A 16,566-nucleotide genomic window follows, 5' to 3' on the forward strand; every position below is an offset into this window, starting at 1 on the left:
AAGGGTTCCCAAGGTTCGGAAAAATTCCCGAAGATTTCCGTAATGCCCGAAGTGGACAAGATAACCGGCGGGGTGGCATCCGACGATCAGGCGCCAGGCGCCGCACGGGAACATCACCCGTTGGCCAGAAGCTGAACATCCGGTGTGACGACGGCTTTGGGAATCAGCGTCGGGAAGTAGGCGACGACTTCCTCGACTTTTGGCCGCCCGGAGCCAAAGCCCGTGACGGTCGGCGGCCCGTTGAGGGCCAGTGGGGCCAGCTCTTTGGTGAACCGCTCGACGCTGGCCTGGTCAGAGGAGCGGACAGCCACCCGCAGGACGACTTCCGGCAGGTCGCGGGACGGTTCTCCGGCCAGTTGCAGACCGTGGCACGCGCCAGCGCCGACGTATTCCGTCCAGATTTCGTCAAAGTGCAGTCCCAGGTCGTGCAGCCGTTGGCGCAGCATGGCGTCGGCCCGGCGGGCTTTGGCGTAGGCATCCGGCCAGGCGTAGATGAGGCTGCCCACGGCCTTGTATCCGGCAAAGTAACTGGCCGAGACCTTGTAAAACTCCGTAGCCGGCCGGCCCTGAATGCCCCAGACCCGGACGCGATCGGTGTCTTCCTGGGCAAGCTGGATCGTCGTGAAGTCGGCAATGCAATCCGGCGTGATATAAGTCGTCGGATCGCCCATTTCATAGACAAGCTGTTCCTTGACCGTGGCCACGGTGACACGTCCGCCGGTGTTGGGGTGTTTGGTGACGACAAACGTCCCGTCTTCGTGCATCTCGATGATGGGAAAGCCGATGTTGGCGTAGTCCGGGGTCGTCTCCCAGTCCACAAGGCAGTTGCCGCCAGTGCACTGCGCTCCACACTCGATGATGTGTCCGGCGACCGTGCCGGCGGCGAGCCGATGCCAGTCATCGGCTGCCCATCCAAACTCGTGAATGCAGGGGGCAAGCGCCAGTCCGGTATCGGTGCAGCGTCCGGTGATGATGACCTGGGCCCCCTGGCGGAGTGCCTCGGCAATGGGCTGGGCGCCGAAATAGACGTTGGCGCTCTGGAGATGTGCGCGGACGGTGGCCAGCGGCTCGCCGGTATCGAGATTTTCAAAGGTGTGACCGGCTGCCATGAGTTCGTCGAGGCGTCCCAAAATGTCGTCTCCGGCGACGATGCCAATCCGCAGTTGGTCGGCCAGTCCATGCCTGGCCGCGACCATCCGCACAGCTTCGGCACAGGCCTGGGGGTTGACGCCCCCGGCGTTGGCAATGACGCGCACGTTTTTTGCCAGAACCTGCGGCAGGATGCGGTCCATCAGGGCCACGAAGTCAGTGGCGAATCCGGCCTTCGGATTCCGGGACTTCTGCTTCTGCATGATGGACATGGTGACTTCGGCCAGATAGTCGAGCACGAGGTAGTCCACGGGTCCGCCTTCGATGAGCCGCACCGGTGCTTCCAGCCAGTCGCCCCAGAAGCCCTGCCCGCAAGCGATACGAATGGTTTTCATGGCAACAATCCAACCTGTTCCTTTCAGATGTTTGGCGTACGCCGGGCATGGTAAGCCAGTTGGCCTGCCGGCTGGAAGCGCAAATGAATCAGCAGTGTGGGCGGTTCCGGGCGGTTGGAGGTTGCGGGGGCTGGAAGGGAATCGGGGGCTGAACAGGCGCTCTTCCCGAAAAAAAATGGAACCTGCCGGGATGTGGAAGCGTATAATTACCTACTGCCTCAGGCAGCAATCACTTCCTGGGGAGAGAATGCATGAAGCTCAGAGTCATTAGCAGCAAAAAATGTGGTGGGCGGCTTGTTGTGACGACAGCGTTGCTTTCAACCGGTACCTCGGCCCGGGTCGGCTGGTGGATCAGCGGAAAGAGCCATGAAGACCTGATTCAGGTTGATGACGATCCCGTTGCTTGGGATGACTACTATACAGAGGGACTTACAAGGACGAGTATTGGGAGACCTATGAACTGGCCCAGGAAGTAGCTTATTGGTGCAGTCAGAAGGGCCTCAACTGCACTCCGAATTTTTACCGCCGGATTGTGCGCAAAATTGCACACCGGAACTGAGGAACTGACGGGCTACCGGTTGCACGTGCAACCGGCACGAAGACCAAAGGCATAGAAACCACAGATGCACGGGCTGGCAGTGGGCTTGTACGGTACCACTGCCAGCCCGAAATTTTCATGGGCCTCCGTCCCCTTGGCGGCGCGCCAGCCTGTCAACCCCGGTGCTGAAGGCTTCCCCCGCCAACCTGTGGAAAACACCGCTGACGGCGGCCGTCAGAGGAAGTCCAGACCGGATGTGGTTGATGTTGCAGTGGTTGATGGTCCAGTGGTTGGAGGTGTGACAGGCGGAGTAGCAGCGCGGGCCGATTGGATGGTCAGCACCCGCTCGGCAACGAGCGGGTCGAGGGCTTGCAGCAGCGGCAGCTCATTGCCCTCGTTCGTGCTGAGTTGACATACTCCCCTGCCTAAAGGCAGGGGATTCTTGTTCTTGGTTCTGCGAGCGCACTTACTTCATCAGGTTGCCCCTCTAAAGCAGCGGTGCATCTCTCCCCAAGCGTTCCCTCTTTCGAGGCAGTTCCCTTTTGCCCAAAGGTACTGTAGTGGCGAGTAGCGAATAGCGAACAGGGAGCGAGTAGCGAGCAGCGAGTAGCGAGTGAAGCGAGTAGCGAGCAGCGAGTAGCGAGTAGCGATCAACCACTCGCCACTCGCCATTCGCCACTCGCCAATTCCGCCACTCGCCACTCACCACTCGCCTCTGAACCACTCGCCACTCGCCACTCGCTTCCTTATTGAGGACAACTATGGGTTCTAGTGGATAGGGTTTTTACTACCCTATGCCCACAGTGACTACAGTCCTGTGTGGTGTACTGCGGCGGTACGCTGACGACTGCCTTGTCCCACACCTTGCCGTAGTCGTCCAGCCACGCAGTGAATTGAGACCAGCCAGCATCATGAATGGATTTGGCAAGATGATGATTTTTGACCAGGTTCTTCACCTGCAAGTCTTCATACGCCACGACATCGTGAGATGCCACCACGCACCGTGCCTGACTGCCCAGTCTTTACGCTGGCGTTGGACTTTCAGATGCACTTTGCCTAGTCGCTTTCTTTGCTTGTGGTAGTTCTTGGATTGGGATTTTGCCCCCTTCTTGAACTTCCGACTTAATCTGCGCTGGTGTTGCTTTAACCTTCTTTCACTACGCCTCAAAAACTTAGGATACTCTACAGGGTTGCCGTTCTGGTCGGTGTAGAAAGCCTTTAAGCCCAAGTCAATGCCAATAACATTGCCTGTGTATGCTCCCTGCTCTTTGCGCTCCACATCCAGGCAGAACTGAGCATAGTACCCATCTGCCCTGCGTATCACCCGCACCCGATTGATTTTGGAGTTTAGGATATGGTGTCTTGCCTCACCATTGCAGTACAGAGCAAAAGCACCAGCATTGAAGCCATCAGTGAAGGTGATAGACATTCCATCTCCTGACAGCTTCCAGCCAGATACCTTGTATTCCACAGAACGGCAATGCTTCTTGAACTTGGGATACCCTTTCTTGACCGCCTTGTTTCTGCAGTTGGTATAGAACCGAGAAATGGAAGCCCAAGCTCGCTCTGCACTTGCCTGCCTTGCCGCTGAGTTTAACTTCCTGACAAAGTCAAACTCTTTGGCCAGGTCTTTGCAGTGGGCATAGAGAACAGCTTTGTTGACGCTCTTGTTGTCCATCCAGTACCGCACACATTTGTTTCTGACAAACTGTGCGGTACGGATGGCTTCATCCAGAGCCTGATACTGCTCTGCTGTCCCGTTGAGTAGCTTGGCTTCCATGACTCTCATACTGCTATTTTATCACAGGTTTGGCTTGATAAAACAGCGTGCGCCTTATATCCCTGCCCTAAAGTGCAGGGCTTTACGGCGTTTTTTCGGTAAAACGGCGCTCCGAGCACCACGCCAAAGCGCACGAGCACGTAACCCAACGTGACAAAGAGCGTTATAACCAACAGGCCGCGCAGCAGCCAGGCGATCCACGCAGGCCAGCCTTCCACAAGCACACCGATGAGGTGAAAGCCGGCCAGCAACAGCGTTGTGTACAAAACGACTCCCACCAGAAGGTTGAGTCCAACCGGAATGGCAACGTAGCGCCAGAGCACCGGTTGGCGAACCAGCAGACGAATGGCGCGCCAGGGGCAGCCAGCGCCACACAAGAAGGCATACATAGGTGATGCCCGCCGGGACAGGGCCGCGCGCCGAAGCCGGTTTTTTCAGCGGACGCTCGGATCAACCATGACCGATGTGGGACTGCCCGGTTCCGGCGCCGGTGTCACATCGGAAAGAACGGAGTCCAAGTCGGCTTCGTTGAAATCCAGTTCTCCAACGAATGGCCGCAACAGTTCTGACAGCCGCTGGCGTTCGGCGTTGAGCCGCGCCTCAAACTCCCGCGCCTGACGTTCGGCTTCCTGGGCTTCCTGAACCAGGCGTTCCTTTTCCTCTTCCTGCCGCCGGATGAATTCCAGGCGCTCCGCCTCCATTTCCTTGAACCGCTCAGCATTCCGACGTTCGAGACTGTCGGCCCGCTGAAGCAGCGTTCCGTGGTACGCATCGAGCGCCTTGACCTTGCGGGCCGCATCGGCCTTTGGTTCTTCGATGGTGTGCCCTTCGCGGTCAAGCGCAAACTTGAGGGCAATGACCTTGGTTTCCGGCGGTGCATTGGCGATGATTGGGTTGGCAATCATCTTTTCCAGCTCTTCAACGCCACAGGGCGAGACTGGAACGCGCGCACTGCGATAAATGGACTCAAAGCTGCGCAGGTGCGGGGGTACGTCCTCTTCCGGTGGACGTGGCGGCTCGTGCGTCCGTTCCTCATGATGATGGCGACGGTCGCGCTCATCGCGGTTGCTTTCCGGTTTCGAGCCAAAAAACCTACCGAGCATGCCAGTTCCGTTGCTCATAGACGCCTCTTTCGACCGGGAAGATCATCCCGGCGCATCCGAAGTCAACTGCACTTGGGTACTGGCCTATTGTGTGTGAAAGCCGGACCGGAAACAAGCCACTCCGGGACAACTTCCACCCAGCCGTATGTTGCATCACGCTTGGCTGTGCAGGTCAGCCCGCATAATCACGTTGTCCCCCCGGCTTCCATCCTTTGCGTGTAGGTAAAGGCTTATGACATCACCCCTGCCCGCTGCCAAGCTTGGCGACATCGTGGCGCGTTTTTCGGTTTTCACTGGCTTCTGGGCAATTGCCTATTTCTTCATGTGTCTGACCGCCTTTGCCATTGCGCATCCCCGGTGGACATTCACAGTGGAGGTTGGGGCCTTCCTGACGTGGTTTGCCATCTATTTGACGGTTGCCCTGACGCTGGGGAATCTCATCGGCGTGGTCTCCAATCTCCTCCGTCCCCATACCGGTACAGTGACCCATGGTGACTTCGATGGGCGGTTTGCTGGGAACTGGCGGCAAGTCATCCAGTTCTGCTTCGGAACGCTCGTCTCCGGCCTTGTCTTTCTGGCGCTGGCCAGACTGACGGGCAGCCTGGCACAGCAGTGGTTTGACGCTCCGTTGGACATCCTCAACGGCACCTCGCTTGGTGTGGCTGCCCTGGCGGTGGCCATTGAGAGCACAACGACGACCCTGCTCGTGCTGGGCATTATCTTTTATGTCAAAGGTCAACTCGAAGCCGGTCGCCTTGCCCATCAGCCTGGCACGAACGGCACGCCCGGCACGGTCGGAACGCCCGTGCCGAGCTAGCTTTCCTGCTGGCTGTTACTGGGTCAGAAGGCAAACTTGAAGGCAAACTGCACAATGCGCGGCCCAGTGGTGGCTTCCAGAATGCGCCCGAAGTTGGGCGTTCCCACCACGTTGCCGGGATTGGCGAAGTTCGTCTGGTTGAAGATGTTGAAGAACTCCGTCCGAAACTCGGCCCGGTAACGCTCGCGGAACACAAGAAACTTCACAACGGAGAAATCCGTGTTGCACTGCGCCGGCCCCCGCAGGGTGTTGCGACCGACCGTGCCAAAGTTCCCAACACCAGTTGAAGCAATAAACCGGCTCGTATCGAAGTACCGGTCGAGGCGGCGGCGCACATCGCCAGAGAGACGACCATTGCCCTGTCCGACCAGAGCGTAGGAGGCGCGTGCCCCGTCGCTCAGCCCGGTACTGCTGGTAATGGTGAAGGGCAGCCCGGTCTGGACAATCGAAACACCGGAAAGCTGCCAGTTGTTCGCCAGCGCCTTGAGGGCAAAGTTGTCACCGCCATAAAACTTGGGCAGGTCATAGACGAAGCTCACCACGAGTCGCTGCCGCCGGTCAAAGTCCGCTGTGGCACGGTTGCCACGGAAGGTAGCCTGGTCGCCAAAATCCGGCGACACATCGCTGGTTCCCAGTGACGAAAGCTGACCGGAGTACTCATCAATGGCGTGTGCCCATGTGTAGCTGACCAGCGCCTGAAGTCCCTTTGACAGCCGCCGCGTCACCGTGGCCTGCAGGGAGTTGTAGCTCGCTACAGCCGACGATTCCTGCACCGTGACCGAAAAGGAGTTCAGGCTTGGCTGGGTAATCTGGGACAGGATCGTGCCGAACGGACTTACCGTGCCGCCGGGGGCAAAGGGCTGGTTGACATTCTTGAAGCGTTGCAGCTTGCGCGTCTGGGAGCCGACGTAACTGACTTCAAGCTGGGTGTCCTTGATGAACTCCCACTGGAAGCCGAGTGAATACTGCTGGACGTAAGGCGTCCGCAAGTAGCGTCCGGGGTAAATGCCCTGGACGGCTACCTGCCGTCCGCCCAGGCAGAAGGGAAGTCCACGGTTGGGTCCGGGTGCGCCGGTGCAGCTTGTGCCGGGGAAAAACGACGGATTGCCGGTGTCAATCGGGCCCTGCGCGGTCGGGATGGGAGCAAAGGGGTTGGAAAGCCCGCCACCGGCTACGGCGGGGAAGAACGGCACAAGCGGAAAGACCGGAAAGCTGAAGCTGGAGTTGATGACCGTGCGGGCGTTGAAGCGGTCATAGTAAACTCCATAGCCGCCTCGCACGACAAACCGATCCGTGGGCAGTGGCTTGAACGCCAGCCCAATGCGCGGTGCAAAGTTGTTCCAGTCCGGGTCAGTAAAGCCACGCCGGCTGTCGCGGGTAATGCCCGGCAGTCCCACGCGGTTGTTGGACGGCACAAAGAAGCCGGCAAAGGTGCCTGCCAGGTTGGAAACGCCATTGGGCCCGACGCCAACAGCCGACCGCGCTACAGCTTCATCAAAGGTGGCCATCAACCCGTCCACTTCATAAAACGGGCCAAAGTAGTCATAGCGGACGCCCAGGTTGAGGGTCAGCCGGTCGTTGACCTTCCAATCGTCCTGGAAGAAGAACGTAAAGTCGTTGGCGCGGAAGTCACGTTTGGCCCCGCCCGGCGAGATGACCGACAGGAAAGGTGAGGTCAAACCGTTAGCAACCGACGACAGCCCCGGATTGACGCCGGTAATCAAAAACTCGGTAAAGGGCAGGGTGGGCAAAAACTGGGGTGCGCGGTTGACCGAGCCGGGAGGAATGCCCAGCGCCGCAAAGGCTCCCAGTCCCGCTGCATTGGCAAAGCCGCCGGTAAACTGAAGCAGTCCCCGCGCGCCGACATTGAAAAACACCCGCTGGCGGTAGGGACGCACTTCGCCGCCAAACTTCATCGAGTGCGCTCCGGCCGTCAGCGAGAGCGTGTTGTTGAACGTCCAGCCTTCCGTGGTGTTGAAACTGTCGGACGTTGTGGCCGGGCCAACCGAAAACATGTTCGAGAAGACAAAGCCCGGCAGACCCGGAAAGCGCGCGCTGCTGGGCGAGTTGATGCCAAAATCAGCCGCCCGGAACGGTTCGGTGGGTTTCCCCTGGGTAATGAGGCGGTTGTAGCCAAACCGGAATTCGTTGATGAGCGTCGGGGTGATGATGCTCGTCCACGAAGCGGTTGTGACGCGGTTGTTGGTGATGGCATCCACCGGATAGCCCGGCAACTGCAGGGCGTTCCCACCGCCGAACTGACGAAACAGGCCCTGTTTGACCGTGTTGTTGGCAAAGAAGAACTTGCCCGACACGCGGTTGTTGTCGTTGATTTGCCAGTCGCCGTTGGTGTTGAACTGTTCTTCCCGGAAGGTGGATTCGGCTACTTGGACGCCAGTCGTCCGCCCGTTGCCGCTGGGGATGAGAAACTCCCCGTTGGGATAGCGGGCCTGCAGCAAACGCACCTGTGGAGAATTGGCAAATGCCGCTGAGTTGATGAAGGGGGCAAAGCCAGGGGCGCGACTCAGGGCAATGGCCCGGATGGCTGCCAGGGAGCGGTCGTCGGTCAAATCCGGCGCCGGATTGAACGGTGCAATGCTGTTGTTAGTGGACGTGCCATTGGTTTCACGTGTTCCCTGGTAGGAACCAAAAAAGAACAGGCGGTTTTTGACGATAGGACCGCCAATGGTCCCGCCATACTGCTTGCGGTTGTTGGCCTGACGCGGAATCCCGCCCCGTTTCAGAAAGAAGTTGTTGGCGTTGAGTGCCTGATCGCGCAGGAAGAAGTAGGCGTTGCCGTGAAACTCGTTGGTGCCGCTCTTGGTGATGGCGGCCACGATCCCCCCGGCGTTGCGTCCGGCCGAGGCATCGTACTGGCTTGTCTGGACGATGAACTCCTGCAGGGTGTCGGTGGCCGGAACGGCCAGATTGGCAAAGGAGTTGGTGCCAATCGAGTTGGCGTCAATGCCGTTGATGATGATCGAGTTGCTTGTGGTGCGCTGACCATTGACGTTGATGGCCGTGTCGCCGCGTCCCACCTCCGATGTGTTGAAGATGTTGGCGGCAGTACCGGCAGAAAGCGCCAGAAGTTGCTGGAAGTTGCGGGTCGGCAGGGGAAGCTGGCGGATGTTGCGCTCATCCACGACGCGCCCATGCGCGGCCGAATCAGCCTGAATCAACGGCGCTTCGCCCGAAACGTTGATGACCTCCGATGCTGCTTCTCCGATTTCAAGCGAAACATCATTCGTTGTCACTCCGGTAATGTTGACCGTGATGTTTTCGGTCACGCTCGTCTTGAAACCCGACGAGCGGACTTCCAGCCGGTACTTTCCGGGCGGGAGCAGGGTGAACACGTAGTCGCCGTTGCCGCCGGTCGTAACTTCGCGCTTGCTGCCGGTGGCCTGCTCAATGAGCGTGACCGTTGCCCCGGCAACTACTGCCCCCTGGGGATCGCGAACTGTGCCGCGTAACTGCCCGGTGCTGGCTGATTGCGCCAGTCCGGGAAAGACGGCAAAACCCAGAATGAAACACAGGGCCAACATCACACCTGCCAGTGCTTGTCCACAACACAGTTGCGTCAGACAGCCGTTTTGCGGGGCAGACCATCGGCTGTCCATCACCCGGTTTTGACGCAACCTTCCGTTACACCACTCGAAGGCCATGGCTGCTACCTATCCTTTTTCCAGAGGGAAATTGCGTGCCGCCCATGGATGATGCTGCACTGTAAGTGTGGCGCATCCTGCACAGAAGCAAGCATTTTGAGCGACGTGACGCAAAGATAGCCCGCGTCTGAAACAGCGTCAATTGCGTGCTGGAATAGGTCTATGGAATGCCGCCTGCCGAAACCCGATTCATCCGCCCGCCAGCAGGTTCATTGCCTGCTAGCTGTTGACAAGTTCCCGGGCCCGCTCAGCAGCGCGCACCACAGCTTTGATGAGCGTGACGCGCAGCTTGCCCTCTTCGAGTTCAAGCAGCCCGTCCACGGTGCAGCCGGCCGGTGTCGTGACGCTGTCCCGCAGCAGCGCCGGGTGCTGTCCGGTTTCCAGCGCCAGCTTCGCTGCGCCGAGCATGGTCTGCGCCGCCAGCAGGGTCGAAATGTCACGCGGAATGCCAAGCTTGACGCCCGCTTCCGACAGGGCTTCAAGCACCACATAGATGTAGGCCGGGCCACTTCCCGACAGACCCGTAACCGCATCCATGAGCTTTTCTTCGAGAAAGGCGGTGCGCCCGACGGCGCTGAAAATTTCCTCGGCCAACCGCTGATGCTCCGGCGTGGCGCGGCGGCCGGCGCACAGGACGGACATGCCCTCGTTGAGCAGCGCTGGCGTATTGGGCATGGCGCGGATGACAGCCGCCGGAACCGGCAGGCGTTCTTCAATGAAGGACGTACTGACCGATGCCGCCACACTGATGAAAAGCTGTGACGCGGAAACCGCCGGGGCAATGCTTTCAAGCACGGCGGTCATGTTCTGGGGTTTGACGGCCAGGATCACAATGTCGCGCCCGGCGACGGCCGCAGCATTGTCGGTCGTGACCGGGATGCCAAGCCGCAAATCCACCCGCGCCAGGGAAGCCTGCCGGGCTACGGAGCCGATAAGATTGGTACGCTCAACATCCGCCCGGCGGACGAGTCCTGAAACCAGTGCCTCACCCAGTTTGCCGACGCCGAGGATGGCAATTTTTTTGTCGTAGAGCATAAGCTGACGCCATGTGGTTGAATGGTTTTGCCGAACTTTCGGATGTGATGTTGTAGCACACCAGACGGGGGGTGCAGCGCCGGATGGCACAACCGGGGCGGAGGGGCATCCGCCACGTGCCTTTTCCGGTTTTGGCACGCAGATGCGCGGATGCACATCAGGCCGTACCTGAAGACGACCTCCGGGCCTGAAGACGACCTCCGGGCCTGAAGACGACCTCTGGGGCTGTTGCGGGTTGATTGGAAAACTGGCCGGGCAGTCTGGTGTCGGAATCGTTCCCCGGTCTATGCTGTCCGGCAAAAGAATGTTGAACAAGTCGTTGCGACGTGACGTGCCTTCAACCGGCTGAGCCTGCGGGCCGTTGGGGAAATGCGTCCGCGACTACGGAATGGATGAGAAGATGCTGGAGACAGATGCCGCCCGGCGGCTGATCGCAGCCCACCACTGGCACCACGATTTCGAGGTGATCCCTGGTGTTCGGACGCATGGCACGTACAACCCGGAGGGACTGTGGCTGGAGCTGGAACTGCCGGAAGACCTGACCGGTATCCGCCTGGCGGACGTGGGGGCCTCGAACGGGTATTTCAGTTTCCGGGCGCATCGGCAGGGAGCCTCCGTTGTTGCGTTCGACTACCGCCACCGGGATAACTCCGGCTTTGCGCTGCTGTCCATGATTCAGGGCGTGGACATCCCACACCATCAGGTCAATGTTCTGGACGCTTCGTTGAGCGCCTATGGGCCGTTTGACATCGTGCTTATGCTGGGGCTGCTCTACCACACGGCCGACCCTTACCGCGCTCTTTCCAACGGCGCGGCGCTGGCGTCGCATCGGCTTCTGATTGAGTCCTATTGCATAGATTCCGAGTTGCCGGAAGCCCTGCGGTCTGAGCCAGTGATGCGCTTTCTCCCAGACCCTGAACGGTTCCCGGACCGGGGACAGCCGAATGCAGACGCAAGCAACTTCTGGGGATTTACTTCCGTGTGCCTGAAAATGATGGTCGAGGACGTGGGCTTTGCCGTTGATCGGTTGCGGGTCAGGGAGCAGCGGGTGCTGCTCGATGCGCACCGGGTTGGCGGCGAGGAGCGCCGCCAGCGCCTTGCCTACCGTTGCATGGACCATCATCCTCCGGCTGGTGATCCCTCCGAGCCGTCTTCCTGGACGATTTTTTAGCCCCGCCCCCGGCTACCTTCCATGCTGTTTGCCCTGCGTATGTTCTGGCGCGAGATGCGGGCCACCTGGCGTCAGATGGTCTTTTTCCTCGTCTGCCTGGCTGTGGGGACAGGGCTGGTCATCACCCTCCGCTCGGCCATTCAGAACCTGCGCGTGGCGCTCGTCCGGCAGTCCCGTGGCTTTCTGGCGGCCGATGTGGAAGTCCGGTTGCCTTACGGGCGGCTGGCGGTGTTGCGTCCCCGTCTGGATGCCGTCCTGCTCACCTTTCCCGATGTCACTCGCACCGATGCCATCGAGCTGGCGACGGGTGTTGTGACTGACCGGGACGAAGCGACGCGCGTGCTTGTGCGCGCCGTGGATGAACGTTACCCGCTCGATGGGCAAATCCTTCTGGAAAGCGGAACGTACCACTATGACCTGCTGACCGGGCGGGGGATTATCGTGGCGGCATCCCTGCTGGACCGCCTGGACACTGCCGTGGGAAAGCCGCTGAAGATTGGCAATCAGACGTTCACCATTCGCGGCACCTTCCGCCGCGAGGATACGCCGACGGCCATCGGCGCGTCACCGCTCGTTCTGATGTCGGCGGCTGATATGAAAACGACGGGACTGTTGACACCTGACGCACGCGCCACCTATGCCGTACGGTTGCGCGTTGGCGACCGTCCCGACCGCATCGCCGACCTGGCCCGTGCCCTGCGCCAGGAACTGCCGACGAACAGCGGGGTGTCGGTCGAGACCGCCCGCGCCCGTGAAGCCCGTGTGGCTGCGCCGCTGGACGAAACCGAAAACTTTTTTGGACTGGTCGGCATTGCCGTCACGATGCTGGGCGGCGTCGGTATTGCCAGTGTCACCTACACCATCATCGGTCAGCGCATCCGCGCCATTGCTGTCCTCAAGTGTCTGGGCGCTTCCAGTTCTCTCGTATTTGGCGTCTATACCCTCCAGATGGCCATGCTGGGGCTGCTGGGCAGCGCCTGCGGCTGGGGACTGGCGGCGTTGTTCGTCCGGGGGCTGGGACCAAAGGCCGCCGGACAGTTTCCCTTTCCGGTGGTGTTCGAGCTGACCTGGTCTGCCATTGGGCAGGGCTTTGGTGTCGGACTCATCGTGGCGCTGGCCTTTTCGGTCGTCCCGCTGGCCGGTGTGCGCAATGTCAAGCCCAATCTGCTCCTCCGCAGTCGGGTCGAACCGCTGGCACTGCCGCTGCGCTGGGCGCTTCCAGTGGGACTCGTCGCTTTGGGCGGGCTGTATGGACTGTTTCTCTGGCAGGCAGGTTCATTCAGTCTGGGCAACACCGTGTTCCAGGCCATGGCCGTGACCCTGCTGGTGCTCTACGCCGTCAGTTGGGTGGTCATCCGGCTGGCAGGTCTGGGGCGGCACGTGCCCCTGTTCACCCTCCGGCAGGGACTGGCGGCACTGCGCCGGCCCGGCAACCAGGCCGCCGTGATTGTGATGACGGTCGGCGTGGGACTGTTCTTTGCCCTGACCGTGCGCCTGGTGGAGCGCAATCTGCTCTACAGCGTCAATCTGGCGGCCGCCGAAAACCTCCCGAACCTGTTGTTGTTCAACGTCCTGCCTTCCCAGACCGACCGGGTCGGGGCCGTCGTGGAACAACATCTGCAAACCCGTCCGACCTTTATTCCGCTCATCTCGGCGCGGATTACAGCCATCAACGGCCGGCGGATTGACTTCGCCGCCATCCGGGAAGCCGGACGGCGGGCGGCCGTTGACCGTGAGTTTCGCCTGACCTACCGGGCCGAACTCGATGCCGGGGAAACCGTCGTGGAAGGGAAGTGGTGGGCCCCCACGCCCTCGGACACCCTGGAGCTGTCGCTGGAGACCTTTCTGCAAAACAATCTCGGTGTGCGTGTCGGCGACCGCCTGACGCTTGACATCCAGGGGCGGGAAGTGACCGGCATCGTGAGCAGTATCCGGCGCATCGAGCCGCGCCGCAGCCAGCAGTTTTTTGCCATTGTGGCCCGGCCGGGGAAGGTTCTGGAGCAAGCGCCACAGACCTTCCTGGGAACGGTCAAAACGGATGTCCTTGACCGCTCGCCCGACGCCTACCGCAAGCTGACGGCAGCGGTCACCAGGGTGTCTCCCAACGTTCTGGTCGCGCTGACGAGTGAGTTCCTGAAAACGGTGCGCACGATTCTGGAGGGCCTTCAATCGGCACTGACCACAATTGGCAGCCTGGTTGTGTTCAGCGGCGTGGCCATGCTTATCGGGGCTGTGACCCTGACCCGCTATCAGCGGCAGTATGAAACCGCCCTGCTCAAAACCCTTGGGGCGCGTTTCGTGACGCTTATCGGGCTGACCCTCATCGAATACGGTGCGCTGGCTGTGGCGGCCGTCATCATCGGCGGCGGCGGCGCGCTGGGGGCAAGCTGGTACATCACCCGCTACGTCCTGCGCAGCGAGTGGCTTCCGTTCTGGGAAGACTGGCTCATTGGTGCCGGGGGAACGTTTCTGCTCGTCCTTCTGGTGGGGGGCGTGGCCAGTTGGGACATCCTCCGCAAAAAACCACTCGGCATCCTGCGCAGCGGAGACTAGCGCACGCCCTGGCGGCGGCTTTGTTTCGCTCAGTTTGGCCAAACTGCGAAATGCTTTAGAATGCTGTCCCGGAGCGGTCGTCAGGGCTTCAGGCACAGGCCTGACGACTGAAAAATGTATGTTACGCACCATTGTTCGGTTCAGGGCCTGGTTTCTGGAAGGCGCGCGTGATCGGACGCTTTCCGCTGCCAAGGCCCGCGTCCACACCCATCCCACCAAGCCCTGGTGGCAGGTGATGTGTCTGACCGGTGTGGATTACTTCTCGACTCTGGCGTATCAGCCCTACATCGCTTTTCTGGCCGTGGGCGCGCTGGCGCCTGTTGCCACGCTGTTTCTGGTGGCGCTGACATTGTTCGGGGCGGTGCCCATGTACTGGCGTGTGGCCCGCGAAAGCCCAAACGGGCAGGGCAGCATCGCCATGCTCGAACAACTGCTGCCGGGCTGGCGGGGAAAGACCTTCGTTTTGTGTCTGCTGGGTTTTGCCGCCACGGATTTCGTCATCACCATCACGCTTTCGGCGGCCGACGCCGCCGAGCACCTGATTGAAAATCCCTTCGCGCCGCACTGGCTCGACCACCGGTTGCTGCTGACCTTTTTCCTGCTCGTCCTGCTGGGAGCCATTTTTCTCAAGGGCTTTGCCGAAGCCATTTATCTGGCTGTCGGGCTGGTCATTGCCTTCATGGGGCTGAATGTCATCGTCATCGGCCGGGGGCTGTACGAAATCATCACCCACCCGGAGGTGTTTCCCCGCTGGCAGCAGGCATTGGCGGCGGGTGCTTCCCACGGCAATGTGTGGCTGATTTTCGTGCTGTCACTGCTGGCTTTCCCTAAACTGGCACTTGGTCTGTCCGGTTTTGAAACCGGTGTGACCGTCATGCCCCTCATCAAGGGCGATCTGACCGACACGCCCGACAACCCGGCCGGGCGCATCCGCAATGCGAAAAAGCTGTTGCTGACGGCGGCGGTCATCATGTCGCTGGCGCTCATTGGCAGTTCGCTGGTGACGACCCTGCTCATCCCGCCGTCCGCGCTCGAACCGAACGGCAAGGCGGCCGGGCGCGCGCTGGCCTATCTGGCGCACGAGTTTTTCGGCGTCGGTTTTGGGACGCTCTACGACCTGACGACAGCGGCCATTCTGTGGTACGCCGGCGCTTCCGCCATGGCCGGGCTGCTGAATCTCATTCCGCGCTACCTGCCGCGCTACGGCATGGCCCCGGAGTGGGCGCGGGCGAATCGTCCGCTGGTGGTGGTCATCACGGGCGTAACACTGTTCGTCACCTGGTTTTTCGACGCCAGCATTGAAGCCCAGGGCGACGCCTATGCCACCGGCGTGCTCATGCTGATGCTGTCGGCCTCGATTGCCGTCGTCATCTCGGCCCGCCGCGATGGAGGCTGGACCTACGCCGGTTTCATTGCCATTGCGTTGGTGTTTGCCTACACGACGCTCGAAAACATCCGCGAACGTCCAACGGGGCTGAAGGTCTGCCTGGCGTTCATTCTGTCGCTCATCTTTGTTTCGCTGGTGTCGCGGGCGCTGCGGGCGACAGAGTTGCGGACAAAGCGGGTCGTTCTGGATGACAAGGCCAAAAAGTTTCTGCACGAAGCCGTCCGCAACAACATGCTCCGCATTGCGGCCAACCGCCCCCAGACCGGCACCGAGCGGGAATATGCCCGCAAACGCGCTGAACTCAAGCGCGTGCACCGCATCAACCACGATGAACCGGTGCTGTTTTTCGAGGTGCAGATCGTCAATCCCTCCGAGTTCAATGATGAGGTGCTTGAAGTCCACGGGGTGGCGGTGGGGAAGCACCGTGTTCTGCGCTGTGACAGTCCGGCCGTGCCCAACGCCATTGCGGCCTTTCTGCTCCATGCCCAGAAGGAAACCGGTGTGATTCCCGACGTGTACTTTGGGTGGACGGAAGGCAGCCCGATTGGCTACGCCTTCAAGTATCTGTTTCTGGGCGAAGGCGACACGGCTCCGGTGGTTCACGAGGTGCTGCGCAAAGCGGTTGATAACCCGGAAAAACGCCCCTGTGTCCATGTTGGTTGAACTGGAGCCGACGGATTTGCCGATTGAGGGAGGCGGGGCCGCTGATACAGTGGGCGGGCTTTGCGGCAGCAGCTTGTGTATCACCGGCCTCCGGCCGGGCAGAAGGCACCGTTGCCCGACCTGCTGGATTGCCATCAGGACGGGCTGCCGCAGCGGGATGACATTCGGGATGACACATTACCGTGGTAGGCATCCGCTTGGGTGACTGGGATTGATCAGCCCTGCCGGTGGTTGCCGGGACGCCAAGCCGGTTACTTGCCTGACGGAGCCAGCCGGCAAGATGCTCGCGGCCGGAATCGAACCGGCGACCTACCGCTTAGGAGGCGGTTGCTCTATCCACTGAGCTACGCAAGCACATCTGCCGTCTGCCGGA

General features: G+C 60.5%; 9 protein-coding genes, 1 tRNA gene and 1 pseudogene. 4 read left to right on the forward strand and 7 right to left on the reverse strand.

Features of this window, described 5'->3' with window-relative positions; translation table 11 throughout:
* Positions 1-113 precede the first annotated feature (113 nt).
* The 4 genes and pseudogenes from J8C01_RS12565 to J8C01_RS12580 all read right to left on the reverse strand — a co-directional run bounded on the left by J8C01_RS12565 (position 114) and on the right by J8C01_RS12580 (position 4,923).
* Positions 114-1,484, reverse strand: a complete 1,371-nt coding sequence (locus J8C01_RS12565; RefSeq protein WP_211433182.1) for an acyclic terpene utilization AtuA family protein — start codon at positions 1,482-1,484, stop codon at positions 114-116.
* 1,284 nt (positions 1,485-2,768) lie between these two features.
* Positions 2,769-3,811: pseudogene (locus tag J8C01_RS12570) on the reverse strand (RNA-guided endonuclease InsQ/TnpB family protein).
* The gene (locus J8C01_RS12575; RefSeq protein ID WP_211433183.1) at positions 3,808-4,191 is read right to left on the reverse strand and encodes an EI24 domain-containing protein; all 384 of its coding nucleotides are present in this window, start codon (positions 4,189-4,191) and stop codon (positions 3,808-3,810) included. The pseudogene J8C01_RS12570 and the gene J8C01_RS12575 overlap by 4 nt, the downstream one beginning before the upstream one ends.
* Positions 4,192-4,236: 45 nt before the next feature.
* Positions 4,237-4,923, reverse strand: coding sequence for a hypothetical protein (locus tag J8C01_RS12580; RefSeq protein ID WP_014101195.1), 687 nt, complete (start codon positions 4,921-4,923; stop codon positions 4,237-4,239).
* A 214-nt stretch (positions 4,924-5,137) separates the two neighbouring features.
* Between J8C01_RS12580 and J8C01_RS12585 the strand changes: the two genes are divergently transcribed.
* Complete coding sequence (locus tag J8C01_RS12585; RefSeq protein WP_211433184.1) at positions 5,138-5,722, forward strand: hypothetical protein; 585 nt, start codon at positions 5,138-5,140, stop codon at positions 5,720-5,722.
* A gap of 23 nt (positions 5,723-5,745) precedes the next feature.
* Here the strand turns inward: J8C01_RS12585 and J8C01_RS12590 are convergent, their stop codons facing one another.
* Both J8C01_RS12590 and proC read right to left on the reverse strand, forming a co-directional pair.
* Positions 5,746-9,264, reverse strand: coding sequence for a TonB-dependent receptor (locus J8C01_RS12590; RefSeq protein WP_211433185.1), 3,519 nt, complete (start codon positions 9,262-9,264; stop codon positions 5,746-5,748).
* A 339-nt stretch (positions 9,265-9,603) separates the two neighbouring features.
* Entirely contained in the window at positions 9,604-10,419 is an 816-nt protein-coding gene (proC, locus tag J8C01_RS12595) for a pyrroline-5-carboxylate reductase (RefSeq protein WP_014101192.1), read from the reverse strand.
* A 361-nt stretch (positions 10,420-10,780) separates the two neighbouring features.
* On the opposite strand from proC, the gene J8C01_RS12600 reads away from it, so the two are divergent.
* The 3 genes from J8C01_RS12600 to J8C01_RS12610 all read left to right on the forward strand — a co-directional run bounded on the left by J8C01_RS12600 (position 10,781) and on the right by J8C01_RS12610 (position 16,193).
* Complete coding sequence (locus J8C01_RS12600; protein WP_148264111.1) at positions 10,781-11,590, forward strand: class I SAM-dependent methyltransferase; 810 nt, start codon at positions 10,781-10,783, stop codon at positions 11,588-11,590.
* Between the two features lie 21 nt (positions 11,591-11,611).
* Complete coding sequence (locus J8C01_RS12605) at positions 11,612-14,143, forward strand: ABC transporter permease (protein ID WP_211433186.1); 2,532 nt, start codon at positions 11,612-11,614, stop codon at positions 14,141-14,143.
* Positions 14,144-14,261: 118 nt separating this feature from the next.
* Positions 14,262-16,193: an APC family permease gene (locus J8C01_RS12610; protein ID WP_014101189.1), complete on the forward strand. Its 1,932-nt coding sequence runs from the start codon at positions 14,262-14,264 to the stop codon at positions 16,191-16,193.
* A 281-nt stretch (positions 16,194-16,474) separates the two neighbouring features.
* On the opposite strand, the gene J8C01_RS12615 is transcribed toward J8C01_RS12610, so the two are convergent.
* Positions 16,475-16,547 (reverse strand) — tRNA-Arg (locus tag J8C01_RS12615).
* Positions 16,548-16,566 lie beyond the last annotated feature (19 nt).

Origin of the sequence: Chloracidobacterium sp. D (assembly GCF_018304685.1) — a bacterium.
Lineage (GTDB): Bacteria > Acidobacteriota > Blastocatellia > Chloracidobacteriales > Chloracidobacteriaceae > Chloracidobacterium > Chloracidobacterium thermophilum.